The 16,855-nt window shown below is 68.3% G+C and carries 17 protein-coding genes; 13 read left to right on the forward strand and 4 right to left on the reverse strand.

Features of this window, described 5'->3' with window-relative positions:
• Positions 1-55: 55 nt before the first annotated feature.
• The 12 genes from BHE97_RS03415 (at position 56) to BHE97_RS03470 (ending at position 11,174) form a co-directional block, all read left to right on the forward strand.
• Positions 56-745: a YoaK family protein gene (locus BHE97_RS03415; protein WP_087622625.1), complete on the forward strand. Its 690-nt coding sequence runs from the start codon at positions 56-58 to the stop codon at positions 743-745.
• On the forward strand, positions 742-1,689 hold the full coding sequence (locus BHE97_RS03420) for a carbohydrate kinase family protein (protein WP_087622626.1): 948 nt from the start codon (positions 742-744) through the stop codon (positions 1,687-1,689). The genes BHE97_RS03415 and BHE97_RS03420 overlap by 4 nt, the downstream gene beginning before the upstream one ends.
• The gene (locus BHE97_RS03425; protein WP_087622627.1) at positions 1,686-2,633 is read left to right on the forward strand and encodes a hypothetical protein; all 948 of its coding nucleotides are present in this window, start codon (positions 1,686-1,688) and stop codon (positions 2,631-2,633) included. Before BHE97_RS03420 ends, BHE97_RS03425 begins: the two co-directional genes overlap by 4 nt.
• Before the next feature lie 35 nt (positions 2,634-2,668).
• On the forward strand, positions 2,669-3,493 hold the full coding sequence (locus BHE97_RS03430; RefSeq protein WP_087622628.1) for a BMP family ABC transporter substrate-binding protein: 825 nt from the start codon (positions 2,669-2,671) through the stop codon (positions 3,491-3,493).
• A 154-nt stretch (positions 3,494-3,647) separates the two neighbouring features.
• Positions 3,648-4,715, forward strand: a complete 1,068-nt coding sequence (locus BHE97_RS03435; protein ID WP_170931235.1) for a class I SAM-dependent methyltransferase — start codon at positions 3,648-3,650, stop codon at positions 4,713-4,715.
• Positions 4,716-4,755: 40 nt separating this feature from the next.
• Positions 4,756-5,838 carry a hypothetical protein gene (locus BHE97_RS03440; RefSeq protein ID WP_087622630.1) on the forward strand — a complete coding sequence of 361 codons (1,083 nt, stop codon included), beginning with the start codon at positions 4,756-4,758 and terminating at the stop codon, positions 5,836-5,838.
• A gap of 12 nt (positions 5,839-5,850) precedes the next feature.
• Complete coding sequence (locus tag BHE97_RS03445; protein WP_087622631.1) at positions 5,851-6,924, forward strand: ABC transporter substrate-binding protein; 1,074 nt, start codon at positions 5,851-5,853, stop codon at positions 6,922-6,924.
• A gap of 13 nt (positions 6,925-6,937) precedes the next feature.
• Complete coding sequence (locus BHE97_RS03450; RefSeq protein ID WP_087622632.1) at positions 6,938-7,714, forward strand: ABC transporter ATP-binding protein; 777 nt, start codon at positions 6,938-6,940, stop codon at positions 7,712-7,714.
• A complete protein-coding gene (locus BHE97_RS03455; protein WP_140399946.1) occupies positions 7,711-8,496 on the forward strand; it encodes an ABC transporter permease subunit in 786 nt (261 codons plus the stop codon). Before BHE97_RS03450 ends, BHE97_RS03455 begins: the two co-directional genes overlap by 4 nt.
• Complete coding sequence (locus BHE97_RS03460; RefSeq protein WP_087622634.1) at positions 8,493-9,326, forward strand: ABC transporter permease subunit; 834 nt, start codon at positions 8,493-8,495, stop codon at positions 9,324-9,326. The genes BHE97_RS03455 and BHE97_RS03460 overlap by 4 nt, the downstream gene beginning before the upstream one ends.
• Entirely contained in the window at positions 9,323-10,273 is a 951-nt protein-coding gene (locus BHE97_RS03465; protein WP_087622635.1) for a carbohydrate kinase family protein, read from the forward strand. Before BHE97_RS03460 ends, BHE97_RS03465 begins: the two co-directional genes overlap by 4 nt.
• Positions 10,274-10,298: 25 nt before the next feature.
• A complete protein-coding gene (locus BHE97_RS03470; protein ID WP_170931236.1) occupies positions 10,299-11,174 on the forward strand; it encodes a MurR/RpiR family transcriptional regulator in 876 nt (291 codons plus the stop codon).
• Positions 11,175-11,182: 8 nt separating this feature from the next.
• On the opposite strand, the gene BHE97_RS03475 is transcribed toward BHE97_RS03470, so the two are convergent.
• Complete coding sequence (locus tag BHE97_RS03475; RefSeq protein WP_087622637.1) at positions 11,183-12,229, reverse strand: hypothetical protein; 1,047 nt, start codon at positions 12,227-12,229, stop codon at positions 11,183-11,185.
• Positions 12,226-13,395, reverse strand: a complete 1,170-nt coding sequence (locus BHE97_RS03480) for a methylenetetrahydrofolate reductase C-terminal domain-containing protein (protein ID WP_087622638.1) — start codon at positions 13,393-13,395, stop codon at positions 12,226-12,228. The genes BHE97_RS03475 and BHE97_RS03480 overlap by 4 nt, the downstream gene beginning before the upstream one ends.
• 221 nt (positions 13,396-13,616) lie before the next feature.
• On the opposite strand from BHE97_RS03480, the gene BHE97_RS03485 reads away from it, so the two are divergent.
• The gene (locus tag BHE97_RS03485) at positions 13,617-14,339 is read left to right on the forward strand and encodes a GntR family transcriptional regulator (RefSeq protein ID WP_087622639.1); all 723 of its coding nucleotides are present in this window, start codon (positions 13,617-13,619) and stop codon (positions 14,337-14,339) included.
• Between the two features lie 104 nt (positions 14,340-14,443).
• On the opposite strand, the gene BHE97_RS03490 is transcribed toward BHE97_RS03485, so the two are convergent.
• Together BHE97_RS03490 and BHE97_RS03495 are read right to left on the reverse strand one after the other, a co-directional pair.
• Entirely contained in the window at positions 14,444-15,985 is a 1,542-nt protein-coding gene (locus BHE97_RS03490) for an AtzH-like domain-containing protein (protein WP_201791296.1), read from the reverse strand.
• Positions 15,985-16,851 (reverse strand): ABC transporter permease, encoded by an 867-nt coding sequence (locus BHE97_RS03495; protein WP_087622641.1) that lies wholly within the window; start codon positions 16,849-16,851, stop codon positions 15,985-15,987. The genes BHE97_RS03490 and BHE97_RS03495 overlap by 1 nt, the downstream gene beginning before the upstream one ends.
• Positions 16,852-16,855 lie beyond the last annotated feature (4 nt).

Below are 16,855 nucleotides of genomic sequence, written 5' to 3' on the forward strand. Positions count from 1 at the left end.
GCCGTACTTGGTCTTGTTGGTACTTTGGTTGGACCAAGTGCATACTAGCATCACCATGAGTGCTCCCCCCCGACCCGCGCACCTCCCTCTAATGCTCGCGCTGACTTTCTCCGCCGGAGTCGTCGATGCCATCGGCTTCCTCGGCCTCGATCGCGTCTTCACCGCGAACATGACCGGAAATATCGTCATCCTCGGCATGGGCCTCGCGCAGGCCGACGGCCTGCCCGTACTCGGCCCGGCGTTGGCCCTCGCCGGGTTCCTGGCAGGAGCCACGGTCGCCGGTCGGGTACAGCGCCAGAACCCCGCCGGGTGGACCGTTCAGAGCTCCGCGATCTTCACCTCGGTCGCCACCCTCCTGGCCATCACCGCGACCTGGTTGCTCATCGCCCCCGGATACGACGAGATCGGTGCCGCCACGATCACCGGCAGCCTCGGCATCGCCATGGGACTCCAGGCCGCGACCGCCCGGCAACTGGCCGTGAAAGACGTCACCACCGTCGTGGTCACCTCCACCATCACGGGTCTGGCCGCCGACTCCAGCCTCGGCAACCGCCGAGGCGCCCCCCACGCTCGGCGCCGCATAGCGGCGGTGCTGTTCATGCTCGCGGGCGCGGCCACAGGCGCGCTCCTGCTCCAACTGCACCTCGGAGTGGGTCTCGCCGCGGCCGCCCTGCTGACCGCGGCGGTCACGATTATCGGCGAGGTCGAGAGGCGACGCTCGATACCACCGAAGGGAGCACCGTGACGGCCCCGCGCGAGCAACAGCCCGACCCGCGAACGTCGCGGCCCGAGATCCTCGTGATCTCACGGCTGGTCCTCGACGAGTTCAAGGACTCCGGACAGGTCGCGCTCGGAGGATCGGGATTCTGGGCCGCCTTCGGTGCCGCGGTCGTATCGGACTCCGTCCAGCTGGCCTCACGTGTCGGGGACGACCTCGATCCATGGCGCGACGACCTGATCGGACTCGGCATCGGTACCGACGCCCTCCTGCTCGACGGCGCCCAGACCTCCAGGACCCTGATCAGCTATCCCGAACCCGAACAGCGCCTGGAGGAGCCGCTACCGGATTGGACCGCCCACGTCCGTATGCGAGCCATGCTCACCGATCTCCCCGAGCCGATCCGCTCACCGCTCGCGTATTACGTATTCCGTGACCACCATCCGGGTTTCTGGCCTCCGCTGCTCCAGCACGCCGAGCACACAGGCACCCCGATCATGTGGGAGCTCCCCGCGACCCTCTGCACCCCCGGGCTCGACGAGCGGACCCGCGATGTCCTCGCCCAGACCACGATCGTCTCGTTGAACGAGCAAGAGGCCCATGCCATCTTCGGCGACCTCGGCCCCGAGGCCGTCATCACCGCTCTGCGCACACTCGGACCCCGCGTGATCGTCCTGCGACGAGGTGCTCGCGGATCGATCATCGGCGATGACGATCAGATCCTGCACGCCGGCCCCGCCGATGTCACCGCTGTCGATCCGACCGGTGGAGGCAATGCCTACTCCGGCGCATTCCTCGCGGCATGGGTCCGCGGCCACGGGTTGGCCGACGCCGCCCGGATCGCCACCGGGGCGGCGGCATGCGCCATCGAACAGACCGGCCATCCGGCCGATCGCGCCACCGCCCGGTCGCGAGCGACCACGCTCGCCGCAACAGTTGAGATCAGACCCCTCGAAGGAGAGCACGGATGACGGGATACCACGATCCAGCCGGGATCGACGATGCCGACCTCGTCGCGGCGACCAAGGTTCGGCGCCGCATCGCCGAGGAATACCCCTACCGCGACGTCATGCCCGAACGAGGGCTGTCCATCGACGGGCGCCCTGCGCTCACGGGTATCGAACCCTCGAAGGTGGGCCGCTACGTCGTGCTCAGCGTCCGCGATCCGCTCGGCGGCCACGAGGGCAGCAGCCATGCGGACACCCTCGCCTCCCGCTTCGGACCTGCCGAATCGGCCGGCTCCTCCGGCCTCTTCCAGGCAAGCACCGCTCCCCTCGGCGAGAGCCGCGTCACCGTGGTGGCCACCGGCAGCGGTTGCCCGGAGATGGAACTCGCCCTCGTCGAGCTCCTCGAGCATACGCAGGCCGATGTGTTCATCTACTTCGGCACGGGCGCGGGACTGCACCCATTCGTGCACCCGGGGGATGTCGTGGTCTCGACCGGAGTCGTGCGCGAGGACGGCATGAGCCGCACATATGTCGATGCCGCCTATCCGGCCGCGGCCTCGTACGATGTCGTGACCGCCTTCGTCGGCGCCGGTCAAGACCTGGGAGCTTCCCTGCATGCGGGGACCACACGCTCCACGGACTCCGACATCCTCGGCAACGGACGGCCGTCGGTGGGCGGCTATCTACAACCCCGGCACGCCGAGGCAGTGGACTACTGGATCCGCGCGGGTGTACTCGCCAACGACCGCGAGGCCTCCGCCGTCGTCACCCTCGGCTCGCTATTCGGCCGACGTACCGGCGCCGTGCTCGGCGTCACCGACACCTATCCCTCGGGGCGGACCCTGCACGTGGGAGCCGGCATCGAGGACGCCACCTCCACCCTGGTGAACGGGCTGCAGCGGCTGGAGGCCATGGACCGGGAACGCTCGGCCGCCGGCCAGCGCTACTGGGCCCCCTCCGCACCGTGACCGACACCAATCGACCCCACATCCCCGGAGGACCCATGACCCGTGTCGCCGTTCTGCTGCCCGTTCCCCCCGGAGACGGCAGCTGGGCCGACGCCGCCGTAGCGGCCGCCCGCACCCTGCCCGCGGAGGTCACGACCGACTACATCGTCGGCCTGCCCGATGCGTTGCCCGAGGCAGATGTCATCCTCGCCCATGGCATCCAGTACGAAGCCCTCGTCCGCGCCTCACCCGCGGACGCGACCATCATCCTCAGTGACCGTCCGGTCGAACTGGAAGGCATGGAGGGGGTCACGGTCGTCGACTGGGCGTGGGCCGAGGCGGCCAGGCTGGCCGGTGAGATCGGTGCGCTCGCCGCGGCCGGCGCCCCCGTCGGCCTCATCGCCGGACCTGCCGTACGGACCCAGCGGCGCCTCGCTGCAGCATTCAGTTCCGGGGTGGAGGCGGCGGCGACCGGGGGCACGACCCACCTCGTGCACCTTCCGTCCTTCGATGCGGTCGATACCGCGCGCCGTAGTGGACGCCAGCTCGTGGCGGACCTCGGCTGCGCGGTACTGCTGACCAGCGCAGACGCCGCGGGAGACGCCGCGGCCGCCGAGGCACGCCGTCTCGGCGCGTCGACATTCGGCTTCCTGAAGCTCCACGACCACGACATCGGTTATGTGCGCAGCGATATCAGCGGTGTCCTGGCCGCGCTGCTCGCCCGGGCGATCGAGGGTGAGCAGCTCCCGTCCCTCCTGGAGGCCGGACTGGCATCGGGTCATCTGGGTCTCGAACTGCGCGAGGACGTTCCTGCCGGTCTCCACCGGCGGCGTGACATCGCCTGCCACGAGATCATCGCGCACCCGGGCCTGCTGGCCTGACCCAGGGATCGCTCTCCCCAAGAAACGGCGATTCGAGGCACGTACCGGCAGTCCACCCCCGATCCGCGGGCCTCGCGTTGCCGTGACGTAACGATGGAGTAAAACTCCATCACACAATGTCCATAATGGAGTTTTGCCCCATATCCTCATGGACATGACACCCACCGAGCACGTCGTGCGGATCATGAACGACGCCTGGCTGGGCCTCCTGCTGTCCTTCGGAGAACGGCTCGGACTGCACGAAGCCATGGCTGACGGCACACCCCGCACGGCCGAAGAGATCGCCCTAGCTGCGGACGTGAACGCTCGTTACGTCCAGGAGTGGGTGTGGGCCCTCGTCGCCGGTGGCATCGCCGATCACACCTGCAGCGGCCCGCAGGAACCGACCCGCTTCCACCTCCGCCCCGGTTACGCTGCTGTGCTGACACCTCGAGGCGGCCCCGAACACTGGTCCAGGATCACGACACAGATCACCGCGCTCGGTGCGCTGGAGGACGAACTGGTCGAGGCGGCCCGCACCGGAGGCGGTCTACCGACGTCGGCCTATGAGGGGCGCATCGTCGAGGTACTCGCCACGGAGAGCGGACCGATCTTCGCCACCGCACTACTCGACGAGGTGGTGCCGCTCCTCGGAGTCCACCCGGCGCTCAGCTCCGGAGTCCGCGTGCTCGACATCGGCTGCGGAACCGGTCAGGCGCTGTGCCTGCTCGCCGAACGCTACCCGACCTCGACCTTCATCGGCTGCGACCAGTCACCGGACTCCCTGGACATCGCACGGGAACGTGTCGCCCGACTCGGCCTCACCAATGTCACCCTCCACGTCCTCGACGTGGAGGACGGTGATGACCCCCTCAACACATTCGAGGCCCCCTTCCACCTGGTGATGGCCGCCAATGTCGCCCACGACCTCGCCGATCCCGGGACATTCTTCCGGCGCATACGGCCTCTCCTCGCCGAAGACGGTGTGCTGTACCTGCACGAGCTCGGCTTCGTCCGAGACATGGCCGTCAACATCACCGATCCCCACGCCATCGGCGTCCTCGCCTTCGGCCTCTACCACTGCCTGCCCCTCGCGATGCGTCGACCGGGGATCGCCCCGGGCGGCATGTGGGGATGCGAGTCCTGGGTCGAAACCCTGAACGCGGCGGGCTTTCCGAACGTGCGCGTCGAACGCGCGCCGTCCGACCCCAATAACGACACCATCATCGCCCGCCTGCACTGACCGCCTCATCACGGCAATCCCGACAACCCAGAAGAGGATCATGACATCGCATCACCCCTCATCAGCCGTCACCGACTTCGACCGTTTCGTCGTCGTTGACTACATCGACGAGCTGCGCGACCTTCCCGCGACGTACGCGGCGGCTGCCCGCGCCGATGTCTCCGAACTCGCCGCATGGCTTCGCGAGCACGGAGACCGGCCGCTGGTGTCCCTCGGTGCCGGCGGCTCCCTGGCCATCGCCGAGCTCGCGGCAACGCTGCACCACCGGGCCACCGGCCAGGTCGGCGTGAGCCGCGAGCCCATGGACCTCTACCTCCTGGGTGAGGCCACCAACACCGCCCTGCTGCTGGTGACAGCCAGTGGAGGTCACAGCGATTCACTCGCCTGCTGCCGGCTGCTGCCACAGACAGGTGTCGACACGGCCGTCTTCTGCGGCAAGTCGAGCTCCAACGGGGCCGACCTGTTGTCGGGCACCAGCGTTCCCGTCTTCGCCTTCGAATTGCTCCCCGATGTGCACGGCTGGGTGGCCGTCAACGTGCTCCTCGCCCAGGCGGTGGTCCTCGCACGCGCCTTCGCGGAGGCCTATCCGAGTCTCGGCGACGTACCGGCCGACCTGTCGGCCTTCCTCTCCTCCGGGGACGTCGACTCCTTCCTCGACGAGCTCACCGAGACCCTGCGCGGGCCCCTCAGCCGACAGAACCTCATCTTCCTGCACGGGCCGGATACCCGGAGCGCGGCAATCGACCTGGACTCCAAGTTCGCCGAGTCCGGGATCGGCTCACTGACCATGTCGGAGTACCGCAACTTCGCTCACGGGCGCTATCAGATGATGCTGCCGCAGTTGTCCGATGTCGGCGTCCTCGCACTCTACGGACAGCGTGAGACGACCTACGCCGACTCGTCTCTGGCAGTCTTGCCCCCCACCGTGCCGCATGCCGGCCTTCCCGTGCCCGGCGGCTCTCCCGCGGCCGAACAGGTCGGCTCGCTGGTGTACCTGCTGTTCATCATCGGAGCTCTCGGCCGAGTTCGCGGCATCGACATCGGGTGGGGCAGCCGGAACACCTTCGGCGATCTGCTGTACGACCTCGACCCCATGTCCCTCCTCCCCCATCCCCCGAAATGAAAGGCACCTCTCATGTCTTTGACCACTTCCTTGTGGCGCCGCGGCGCCACAGCAGCCGCCAGCGTCACACTCCTGGCCGGGCTCGCCGCATGTGGCGGCAGCGGTGACGACTCGGCAAGCGGAACCGACCAGGTGGGACTCCAGTTGAACTGGATCACCAACGCGACCTGGGCGGGCTCCTACCTCGCCGACGAGAACGGATACTACGAGGAAGCCGGTCTCGACGTCGACATCCTCACAGGCGGTCCCAATGTCGACTTCATGGCGGCGCTGAGCTCAGGTCAAGCGCTCGCGGCCTTTGCCGGACTCACCGAACCCGCGACCCTGAACCAGGACAACGGCGACTATGTCGTCGTCGGCACGATGTACCAGAAGAGCCCGCTCTCGTTCATCTCCCGAGCCGAGGACGACATCACCGAGCCCGCGGACCTGGAGGGCAAGCGCGTCGGCATCTCGGCCACATCCCAGTCAGTGTGGGAGCAATTCTCCAGCACAGCAGGTATCGACACCTCCACCGTCGAGGTCGTCCCGATCACCACCGGACCCGAGGCCATCGCCGCCGACGATGTCGACGCCTACCTCGGCTTCATCACCGAGGGCCCGGCCCTCCTGGAAGCCCAGGGCATGGAAGCGAACGCCTTCCTGCTCCAGGACTTCGGCTACGGCTACTACGTCGACGTCTACACCGTGCGACGTGAGGATCTCGAGGACGAGCAGAAGCGCGACCAGATCAAGCGCCTGCTCAAGGCTGACCTCCAGGGCCAGCTCGACATGATCAATGACCCCGAGGCCGCCGCCGAGCTGACGGTCGAGCGCTACGGACAAGAGCTCGGTCTGGACTACGAGACCGAGCTCGCCACCGCGAAGGCCGCCGCCGAGCTCTTCTACTCCCCCACCACGGAGGAACGGGGCATCGGCTACATGGCCGGCGACGAGCTGACTCTGTCGATGGAGACGCTCAACTCGATCCTCGGAACCGACCTGCCCCTCGACGGGGAGGGTTATGTCGATATGTCCCTGCTGGATGAGATCTACGAGGAGGACCCGGACTTCGGCCAGCTGCCACCTATGGACAGCCTGGGCTGAGGACGACATCGGCATGGACCACACGATCGACATCGCGGTGGCGAACGTCAGCAAGACGTTCGCCACCGCGGCGGGGCCCGTCGAGGCCCTCCGCGACATCTCCTTCACCGTTCCGCCCGGGGGTTTCGTCTCCCTCGTCGGGTCGAGCGGCTCCGGCAAGTCAACCCTGCTCCGAGCACTCGCCTCACTCGAGACACCCTCCGCCGGCACCATCGAACTGGGCGGGCAGCCACCCTTGCAGCGCGTCAGAGCCCACGAACTGGGCATGGCCTTCCAAGACTCGGCTCTACTGCCCTGGCGCACGGTCGAACGCAATATCGCCTTTGCCCTCCAGACCGCGGGACTGCCGAAGGATCCCGACTATGTGCGACATCTGATCGAGTTGGTCGGTCTACGCGGTTTCGAGAAGGCTCGCCCGGCGCAGTTGTCCGGCGGTATGCGCCAGCGCGTGTCCATCGCACGTGCGCTGGTCACCCGACCACAGCTGCTCCTCTTGGACGAACCCTTCGGCGCTCTCGACGAGCTCCTCCGCGAGAAGCTCAACATGGAACTCCAGCGCATCTGGATGCACGAGGGGATCACGACCGTCATGGTCACCCACTCGGTGGCCGAGGCCGTGCTGCTCAGTGATGCGATCGTCGTGATGAGTCCTCGCCCGGGCAGGGTCGTCGACATCATCGAGGTGCCCTTCCCCCGACCACGAGGCACCGAGCTGTTGCGCAGCGAGGAGTTCTTCCGTCTGTGCGCGACAGTCAGCGACAGCCTCCGCAGCGCGGAGCCGGCGGCATGACGACGCTCGTCTCGACCCTCGGCGGATTACCGCGCCGACTACGCGATCACCTGCCCGGGACGCTCGTCGTCCTCGCATTCCTCCTGCTCTGGCAGTGGTACGCCGGCATCGCCGCGGGGGGTGGACTGCTGCTCCCCACCCCCATCGAGGTGCTGGCCACCCTCGCGGAGGACTGGAATATCATCGCGCCGGCCTTGGGCGTGACGCTCGGCTCGGCGGCTCAGGGCTTGGCGTGGGGGGTCGCCGTCGCTTTCGCCTTCGCCTTGATCGCGGTCGCCCTACCCATCCTGCGACGACCGTTGACACGACAGCTGACCATCGTCTTCTGCCTCCCCCTCGCCGCCATCGCACCCCTGCTGTTCCTCGTACTGGACCTGCCGGGCCCGCACATCGCCCTCGCCGCGATCTCGGTCGTCTTCCCGGTCTACATAGCCCTCGTACAGGGCCTCACCGCGCGCCATCGCGAGTGGGAGGACCTGCGAGCCGTCCTCGGAGGCGGCCGCCCGATGTACTTCCTACGGGTCCAGATCCCCTCCGGCACGCGCGAACTGCTGGTCGCGGCGCGCATCGCCATCCCGACCGCGATCCTCGGCACCACCCTCGCCGAGTACTTCGGCGGAGCGCGGGGAGTCGGTGTCCTGATGATCAACAGCCTGGCACAGCTCAACGCACCGCGTGCCTATGCACTCGGTGTCGTGATCACCCTGGTCTGCGCCGCCTCCTTCCTCGCCATCGAGCTGATCACCCGTCTCCTTCCCTGGACTGAAGAGCTGACCCGATGACTTCCACTCCCCGGCCCCGCGCCTTCGCCCCGCTGCGGCTCCTCGCCACCGAGCTGTCGGCCGGCCTCGGCCCCGTCCTCGTCCTGCTGCTGTTATGGCAGGTCGCCTACCTCGCACTGCCGACCAATCAGTTCCTGCGCGGCCCCCTTCAGGCTCTGGGATATCTCCGCACACCGGAGAGCCTCTCCTCGCTCGGGACGGCTCTCGTCAGCACCTTCATGCTGCTGACTCTCGGCTATGTGATCGCGATCCTGATCGCCATCGGCCTGGCCGCCGCCGTCACCTCACATCCCGCAGTCTCCCGCGCCATCACTCCTTTGGCGGTCGCCCTCGGCGTGATGCCCGTCATCGTGATCACCCCCTTGGTCATCATGCTGGTGGGACGCGGACCCGCGACCACGGTCAGCGTCTGCGTCCTGATCACCTTCTTCTCCTGTTTCGTCAACCTGACCGCTGGCATGCGTTCGGCATCGCGCGGAGCTCTCGACCTCACCCGGGTGCTGGGCGGCAGAGCGTGGCGCACGCTCCTATGGGTGCGTCTTCCCAGCGCCGTCCCCGGGCTCATCTCGGCCTCCAAGCTCGCATTACCCGCCTCACTCAGCGGCGTGATCCTGACCGAGTACATCGCGACCGGCGAGGGCATCGGCACGTTCATCAACCTGGCTCGAGCGAACTTCCGTTATACCGAGATGTGGGCGGGGATTCTCGTCATCGTCCTGCTATCCGTCCTGGCCTATACGATCCTCGGTCTGCTCGAGATCTGGCTGACCGAGCGCTACGGTGCCGACGGCACGAGAGCCACGAGGCCGGCCGCGGAGGCCGCGCGATGAGCCCGCGGGCCGTCGTGGTCGGCACCGTCTCGATGGATCTCGTAGCCACCAGCACGGATGCGTCCACCGCCAGCGCAGCCGTCGGCAACTCGGGTGCCAATATCGCCGTCAGGCTCGCCGCGGCCGGCTGGGAGGTCGACGTGGTCTCCCTCATCGGACCGGACTCGGTCGGCGACATGATCATCGAGGACCTGCGCCGGTGGGGGGTGGGTACCGAAGGCCTCGTGGTCCGTGAGGGGTACCTGAGCCCGCGGGTCTTCCAGATTCTCGACGGTGTCGACCGCGGAACAGCATCGTTGTTGTTCACCTGCCCGCGGTGTGGCCGACCCCGCGGCCACCGGCTGGAGATCCCCCGACCCGATGAGCTTCCCCCGGCGTTCTGGAATCGCGCCTCCACCGCGGATGTACTGCTCGCCGATGTCGCCGCACCGCTCAGCACGGAACTGGCGGCCGCCGCTCACGGCATCGTCTGGTTCGAGGCGAGTCTGCGCGAGTCCACCACAGCAGCCATGCGGGCCCTGGCCGGGCACGCCCAGGTCATCAAGGTCTCGAGCGAAGACCTCGAACACTTCCTCCCCGCGCTCGAGACCACGGCACCCGATGCGCGACTGCAGATCATCACCGAAGGCGCCGCCGGGGTACGCTATCGCAGCCGTGACGGCGGATCCTGGTCGTCGTGGCACCGCGAGCCCAGCCACCTCATGCAGGAGCCGCTGGATACGATCGGTGCCGGCGATGCCTTCACGGCGCGCGCGGTCATCGAGATGCGCGGCGGCCAACCGCCGGCCACCGCCGTGGCTGAAGGCAGCACGGCAGCGGCTCGTGCCTGCCTCGCCGCTGGCGCCCGCGGTGACATGGAGGGCGACGGCGCCCCAGCCGACACCTGGCTGGCCCACGGCGTGCCCTTCAGGTGTGGACGATGTGAACGTGACGACAGCGAAAGGTGACGGCCCCCGCGGGCCAGGTGACACCGTGACACGACCGACCCAGGGCTCGGCCGCATCCGGCCAGAGCGCGCTCGCGCGCATCCGCGCCCGGATCGGGAGCCTCGCCCCCAGCGAGGCCCGGGTGGCCGATTTCGTCCTCTCGCATCCGGCCGAGGCGATCCACATGACCGTCGGGGAGGTCGCCGAGGCGGCGGGTTCCGGCGAGTCGACCACGATCCGGACCTGCCGGGCCCTCGGTTTCAGCGGATTCCAGGATCTGAAGATCGCCCTGGCCCGTGAGACGACCTCACTGACGCACTATGCCTATGACAATGTCGATCCCGGGGACGCGCCCGGAGACGTCCTGATGAAGGTCATGGGGTTCTCAGCCCAGGTCATCCAGGACGCTGCCAGCGGTGTCGACACCGCTGCCTTCGAGCAGGCCGTGGCCACACTCTCATCGGCCTCCGAGATCATCATCATCGGTTATGGTGCCTCGCTCAATGTCGCTCGAAGTGCTCGTGACCAGTTCGCCGCGATCGGCCTACCGGTGAGCGCTCCGGAGGAGACCAATCTTAAATACCTGCGGTGCCGGACCGCATCGGCCGACGCCGTCGGCCTCCTCATCAGCCACACCGGCGCGACCCGTGACTCCATCCGGTGCGCCGAAGCGCTCAATGCGCAGGGCGCGACGACGATCGCCCTGACCAGCTTCCCGCGGACTCGGCTCACCGAACAGGTCGACCACTCCCTCGTGGCCAGCGGCCGCGAGCTGATGTTCCGCTTCGAGGCACTATCGGGACGACTCGTCCACCTCGCCGTCATCGACGCACTCTACGTAGCCCTAGCCCGAGCCGATCCGGAGCGGGCCAGGGCCAGTCTCGACGTGTACTTCGAGGTCGACTCTTCCTGGCGGATCTGAGAGCAGCCTCAGACCCCCAGCATCCTCCCCGGATTGTCACGCACAAGCCGCAGGAATAGGTCCTCGTCGACCCCTCGCGCGAAGAGTTGGGGCCGGATATTGACCAGCAGGTGACGCAGCCCCCAGCCGCCGTGGTGGGTGAACTGCGGCTTCATCGCGATGTCGTGGCTGACCAGGATCCGGTCCTCGTAGCCCTGGTCGAGCAGCTCCAGCAGCAGATCGATCCGGTCATGGTCGAAGGCCCTGCGGGGGTAGGAACCGTCGGGGCGACGGGCCGAGGTGGCCCACTGCTCCATTCCGAAGGTGTCGAGCTCCACCCAGCATCCCCGACGAGCGAGCTCGAGGGCGAACTCACCCTCGGGCCGTTCGTCGCAGTGGCTCACCACGAGCTTGGCCGGATCCACGCCGAGGCTCAGCACCTCGTCCACGAGCGGCAAGGTGGCCATCGGGTCGGGAAAGATGGTGCGGTGCAGATTGAGCGCGAGACCGGTCGCCACCTGCGCCATCGCCGACCCTCGCACCACCTTGTACTCCTCCTCGGTCGGGGGATTGCCGGTGCCGATCTCGCCGATGATGCCGGGCCGGACGCCCGTGGCTCCCACGCCGTTCTCGATCTCATCGAGCAACACGTCGCGGACGACCTCCGCGCTGCTGTGTCTGACATACGGAGAGTGCGAATGCTCGACGTACTCACCACAGCCCATGACGATCGTGGCACCGGTGAGTTCCGATAGCGCCCGCAAGGCCTGCGGATCGCGGCCGAAGCCTGGGATGCCCAGGTCGACGACAGTCTGTCCGCCGGCCTGCTGGAAGGACTCGAGCTCGGTGCGGGCGACCTGTAGATCGAGCTGTTGCATCGCGGAGCGGAAGGAGAACGGCTCGACCTGCACCTGGCCGTGCAGTGCATCGGTGTAGGGCTGGGTGTGCCGCTCGAGATCGTCGCGGGCGGGGTAGATCCACTGGGTGTTGGCATTGCCGATCAGATGCTCATGCGGCATGGTCACGCCGAGCTCCGCACAGTCCACGGGACCGGTGACCGACATGACCCGGCTCATCGGCTACCCGCCTGCTGCGGCGCCGCGACCGGGATGCCCGCACGGTGACGGAGTTCGGCGATGAGCTCCCGCTGCTCGATCGACGCGGTCAGCGCATTCTGCCGGCCGGTGACCGGGGCGATCAACGCGCCGTCCACCCCCTCGGTGTCGATCAACTCACGCAACAGTTCGGCGGCGATCTCCAGACCCTCGTCCTGAGGGTCGCGGGCCTGCCGCAGGCGCAGGAGCAGATCCTCGGGGATCGAGAAGCCGCGCAGTCCGGCGTTGACACGTCGGGCGATCGTCTCATCGGGCATGATGGCGATGCCGCCGAGCAGGTGGAAGGGCCGCTCGGCGCCCCGTCGGGCGTTGACCTCGGCGACGAAAGAACGCCAGCGCGGCAGGTCGAAGATGTGCTGGCTGATGATGAAGTCCGCGCCGGCGCGGACCTTGCGCGCTACATGCTGGGGCCGCTCGGCATAGGGCGGAGCGAAGGGGTGCGCGACACTACCGAGGTAGAGATCAGGCGCGGTCTCCACCGCGCGGCCGTTGTCCAGCAGACCCTCGGTGCGCAGGCGATCGGCGATCGCGAGCAGCCGGGGGCTGTCGACATCGAAGACGGGCCGGGCATCGGGAGAGTCACCGACAGCCACGTGGTTCCCGGTCACGATGAGGGCATTGCGCGCGCCCAGGCTCGCCGCCCCGAGCAGATCGGCCTGCAACGCCATGCGGTTGCGGTCGCGGCAGGCGAATGTCGGCATGACGTCCAGGCCCGCCGCGCGCAGGTGCGCGGTGGCGGCGATATTGCCCATGTGGATGTTGGCACCGGAATTATCGGTGATCGAGACGATGTCGACCGCCTCGGCGACCTTCTGCGCCGCTGCCACGAAGCCGACCGCGTCCGCGCTGTCGGCGCCGTTCACCTCCGCGATGGTCGCGAAGTCCCCCCGCTCCAGCACCTCGCGCAGACGGCTCGAGCTCTGGGGACGTTCGGGACGCTCGCCCGTGGCCTCTAGGAGCGCCTGCTCTGCACGCCCGAAATCGTCGCTGCGCCGTTCGTCGAGGAAGACGCACGCCTCCTGTGGTCTGATCTCACAGCCGCCGTCTGCGAAGACCCCTCCGCAGGGTCCGACGCGCATCGTCTTCGGGCAGTCATCGAGCATCGGCAGGGTCGTTGCTGTCATCATCGAGAACGTCCTTCGTCGTGGGTGACACGAGCGTAGGACAGCGACGTAACACCGGTTTTTCCCTTGTGTGACGACTGCGTATCGCTCCCAGGCGACCGTCGCCGAAGGGACATCTCCTCCCGGCCAGGCCGCCGACCCGGCAGCGCCACCAGGAGTTGAGACGTGGTTAGACTCAGGCCCAGCTGGCGCAGCGGTGCCGGTTCTCGACCCTCAGGAGTGCGATGTCGTCACCCGGCTCACGGACCACCGATGTCCGCGGACGTCTGACCGACATCTGGCGTGCGGCCGCGGATCGCGCCCTCCCTCTGCCGACGGAGTTGGAGCTGGCCAAGGAGCTCGGCGTCAGCCGCTCCGTGGTCCGCGAGGCCCTCGTGGATCTGGAGGCCCAGGGCCTGGTGGCCCGGCGGGCCCACCAGGGCACATTCCCCAATGTCGCCGCGCTCTCGGTGCCGTTCCGGATCGACCAGAGCTATGAGCTGACCTCCCGCCTCGAGGCAGTCGGGTTCGACGTGGAGGTCCACGTAGTGGCGGCCGACTGGTCCTCCCTGAGCCCCCAGGAGGCGGCCGACCTGAACGCCACCGCGGGCTCCTCGTGCTTCCGCGTCGTCAAACGCTGGCTGGGTAACGGCCGTCCCCTGATCACCGCCGAGGATGTGGTGCCGGCGCGCCGTCGGGAGATCGAATTCGATCCCGAGTACTCGGTCTTCGACACCGTGCAGCAGCTGCGTGGCGAATGGGTGGAGTGGGAGTCCGCGACTCTGGCTCCCGTGCTACCCGACGAGCAGGCACGCGAACTCCTCGACGCCCCCAGGCGCCAGCCGCTGCTGGCGATCACCATCGTGGGCGTGTCGCTGCACGGGGACCGTTTGTATCGCGCCCATGAGGTCCACACGACCCACGGGGTGCGGTACGGCATGGTGCGCCGGGCGCTGCCCAACGATTGATCGCGAGGCGCGGCGGAACGGCGTTGACCTGTCACGCACGCGCGCACCACACCGGCGAGCCGCCCGGCGGGTGCGATGCGTGACAGCTCGACGTGTGAGAGGGCTCAGCCGATCGCGGTGGCGAGTTCGACGGCGCGGCGCAGCAACGCGTGCTCCCTCCCCGGCCCGCCGACGAGGCTGAGCCCGAACGGAGCACCCCCCACCCTCCCCGCGGGAAAGGCCACCGCCGGCAGACCCGCCATCGAGGCGATGGTCGTCAACCGAAGGGTTCCGGCCCGGTGCCGCTCCAGTGACTCGTCGTCGGTGTTGAGACGCGGCACCGTCGAGCTGACCGCGGGCAACAGCAGACATCCGTCGCCGATCAGGCCGATCAGCTGCGCCCGAGCCGTACGCAGAACCGCGCGGGCACGTGCCTCCTGCTCGGCGTCCACCCCCCGGCCGAAGGCGAAGCGCCCGGCCACATCGGCAGCCACCGCATCGGGATGATCGCTCAGCCACGGCCCGTGCTCCCGCCACGCCTCCGCCGCCTGCACCACCCGGAAGGCCGCGGTCCATTGCTCCAGATCCGGCAGTTCGGGCGCCTCGATCACCGAGGATGCCATCGCGTAACGGTCCACGACCGCGCGCACCGACTCCTCACAGGTCACCTCGGCGCTGCGTGAGCGGATCACCCCGGTGACGTCTTCGGTCGCTGTCGCCGGCGGCAGCAGGACATCGGCCACCCGGCGCACCGTGTCCGCGTCACGAGCCAGCCATCCGACCGTGTCGAAGGACGGCGCGAGCGCAAGGACGCCACGGCTGTCGACGGTGTCGTGCGTGGGACGCATCGCCCACAACCCCTGATAGGAGGCGGGGACACGGATGGAGCCTGCGGTGTCGGTACCCAGCCCGATACTGGCCCAGCCACGGCTCACCGCGACCGCCGGGCCGGACGTCGACCCCCCGGGCAACCGGTCGGGGGCCGCGGGATTGGCGGGCGTTCCGAAATCAGCATTCCGTCCAGACAACCCGAAGGCGAACTGGTCGGTATGCGCGACACCGGCGACATCGGCACCGGCCTCGAGCAGTGATCGCACCGCGGCCGCGTGCTCCTCGGCGGGACCTTGCCCGGCCAGCATCTGCCGGACCCCTGCGCTGCGTACCACTCCCGCGACGGCGAACAGGTCCTTGACGGCGATCGTCTCATCGCGCAGCGGACCGTCGACGCCGCCCTCGACCAAGGGAGTGCCGGCGACCCTCCAGACCGTCGGGTCGACGGCCGGCCGCGGAGCCGTGACGTGCGCCGCCGCGATATGCCAGCGGCCGTCCGAACGCGTCCACAGCTGGGTCTGCAGACCCTCGGCACCACCCGGAGAACGCACCCGTGCCGTGGTGTACACCTGCCATTCGGACAGCACACGCATCCAGAGGGCGGTGATCCGGCGGCGCGGGATCTGCGTACGCGCGGCCCGGAACTCGGCAATGGCGTCGTGGCCGGTCAGTACGCCGTCGTCATCGGCCCGGAGGGTGTCCGGGCCTGGGGCGAACAGCGCGTCGAGGACCTCGACATCGTTGGCGAGCAAAGCCCGGTCGTACTCCCAGAATGCCTCGAGTAGGCCGCCGGGAACCGGCCGATCGGCGTGCACCGGGACCGCGATAGGACTCACTACTCCTCCTCCGGAGTCGCCGACTCGTGCCAGCGATGCAATAACAGCCATTCGACGAAGGTGACCGCGGCGAACAACAACAAGGCGACCACGCTGGCAAGCACGACACAGGCGAACAACTCGGCGGTCTGCAGCTGATTGGCGCTGCGGGTGATCGCATAGCCGAGCCCGCCCTGTCCGCCGCCGACACCTGCGGCGAACTCCCCCACGATCGCACCGATCGCCGCCGAGCTCGCGGCGACCTTGAGTCCCGTCATGATCTCCGGCAACGCATGCGGGATGCGCAGGGATAAGATCTGTACCCGCGGCGGAGCTCCGGCCATGCGATACAGCTGGATCAGATTGCGGTCGGTCGATTTCAGGCCCGTAAGGGTGTTGGCCGCCACAGGGAATACCGCGATCATCGCGGCCACCAAGGTGTTGGTGGCCACACCGGCGCCGAACCAGACCACGAAGATCGGGGCGACGGCGATGATCGGGATGGTCTGCAGGATCACCAGGTACGGATAGCCGCCCAGTTCGAAGAACTTCCAGCGGGCCATCAGCAGCGCTGCCGCGAAGCCGGTCACGGCCGCAAGGGCGAACCCGCCATAGGCCTCCTGCATCGTCACGAGCGTCGGCTCCACGAGGTCCGGGGCCCCGTCGCGCAGCGCCACGAGGATGTCTAGCGGCCCTGGGACGAGATAGGCCGGCACATCGGCGAGGGTGACCCACGCCTGCCAGGCTCCGAGCACTACGACCGCGAACAACACTGGGACACCGACCCGCGCCGGCCAGCGATAGGACGTCGCTGCCGCGCGTGGCTCCTCGCCGGCCGGTCGCTCCCCGGCGGCCTGAGGCGCCGGCCTCTCGATCACATCGGTCATGCCT

Source organism: Aeromicrobium sp. PE09-221, assembly GCF_002174305.1.
GTDB lineage: Bacteria > Actinomycetota > Actinomycetes > Propionibacteriales > Nocardioidaceae > Aeromicrobium.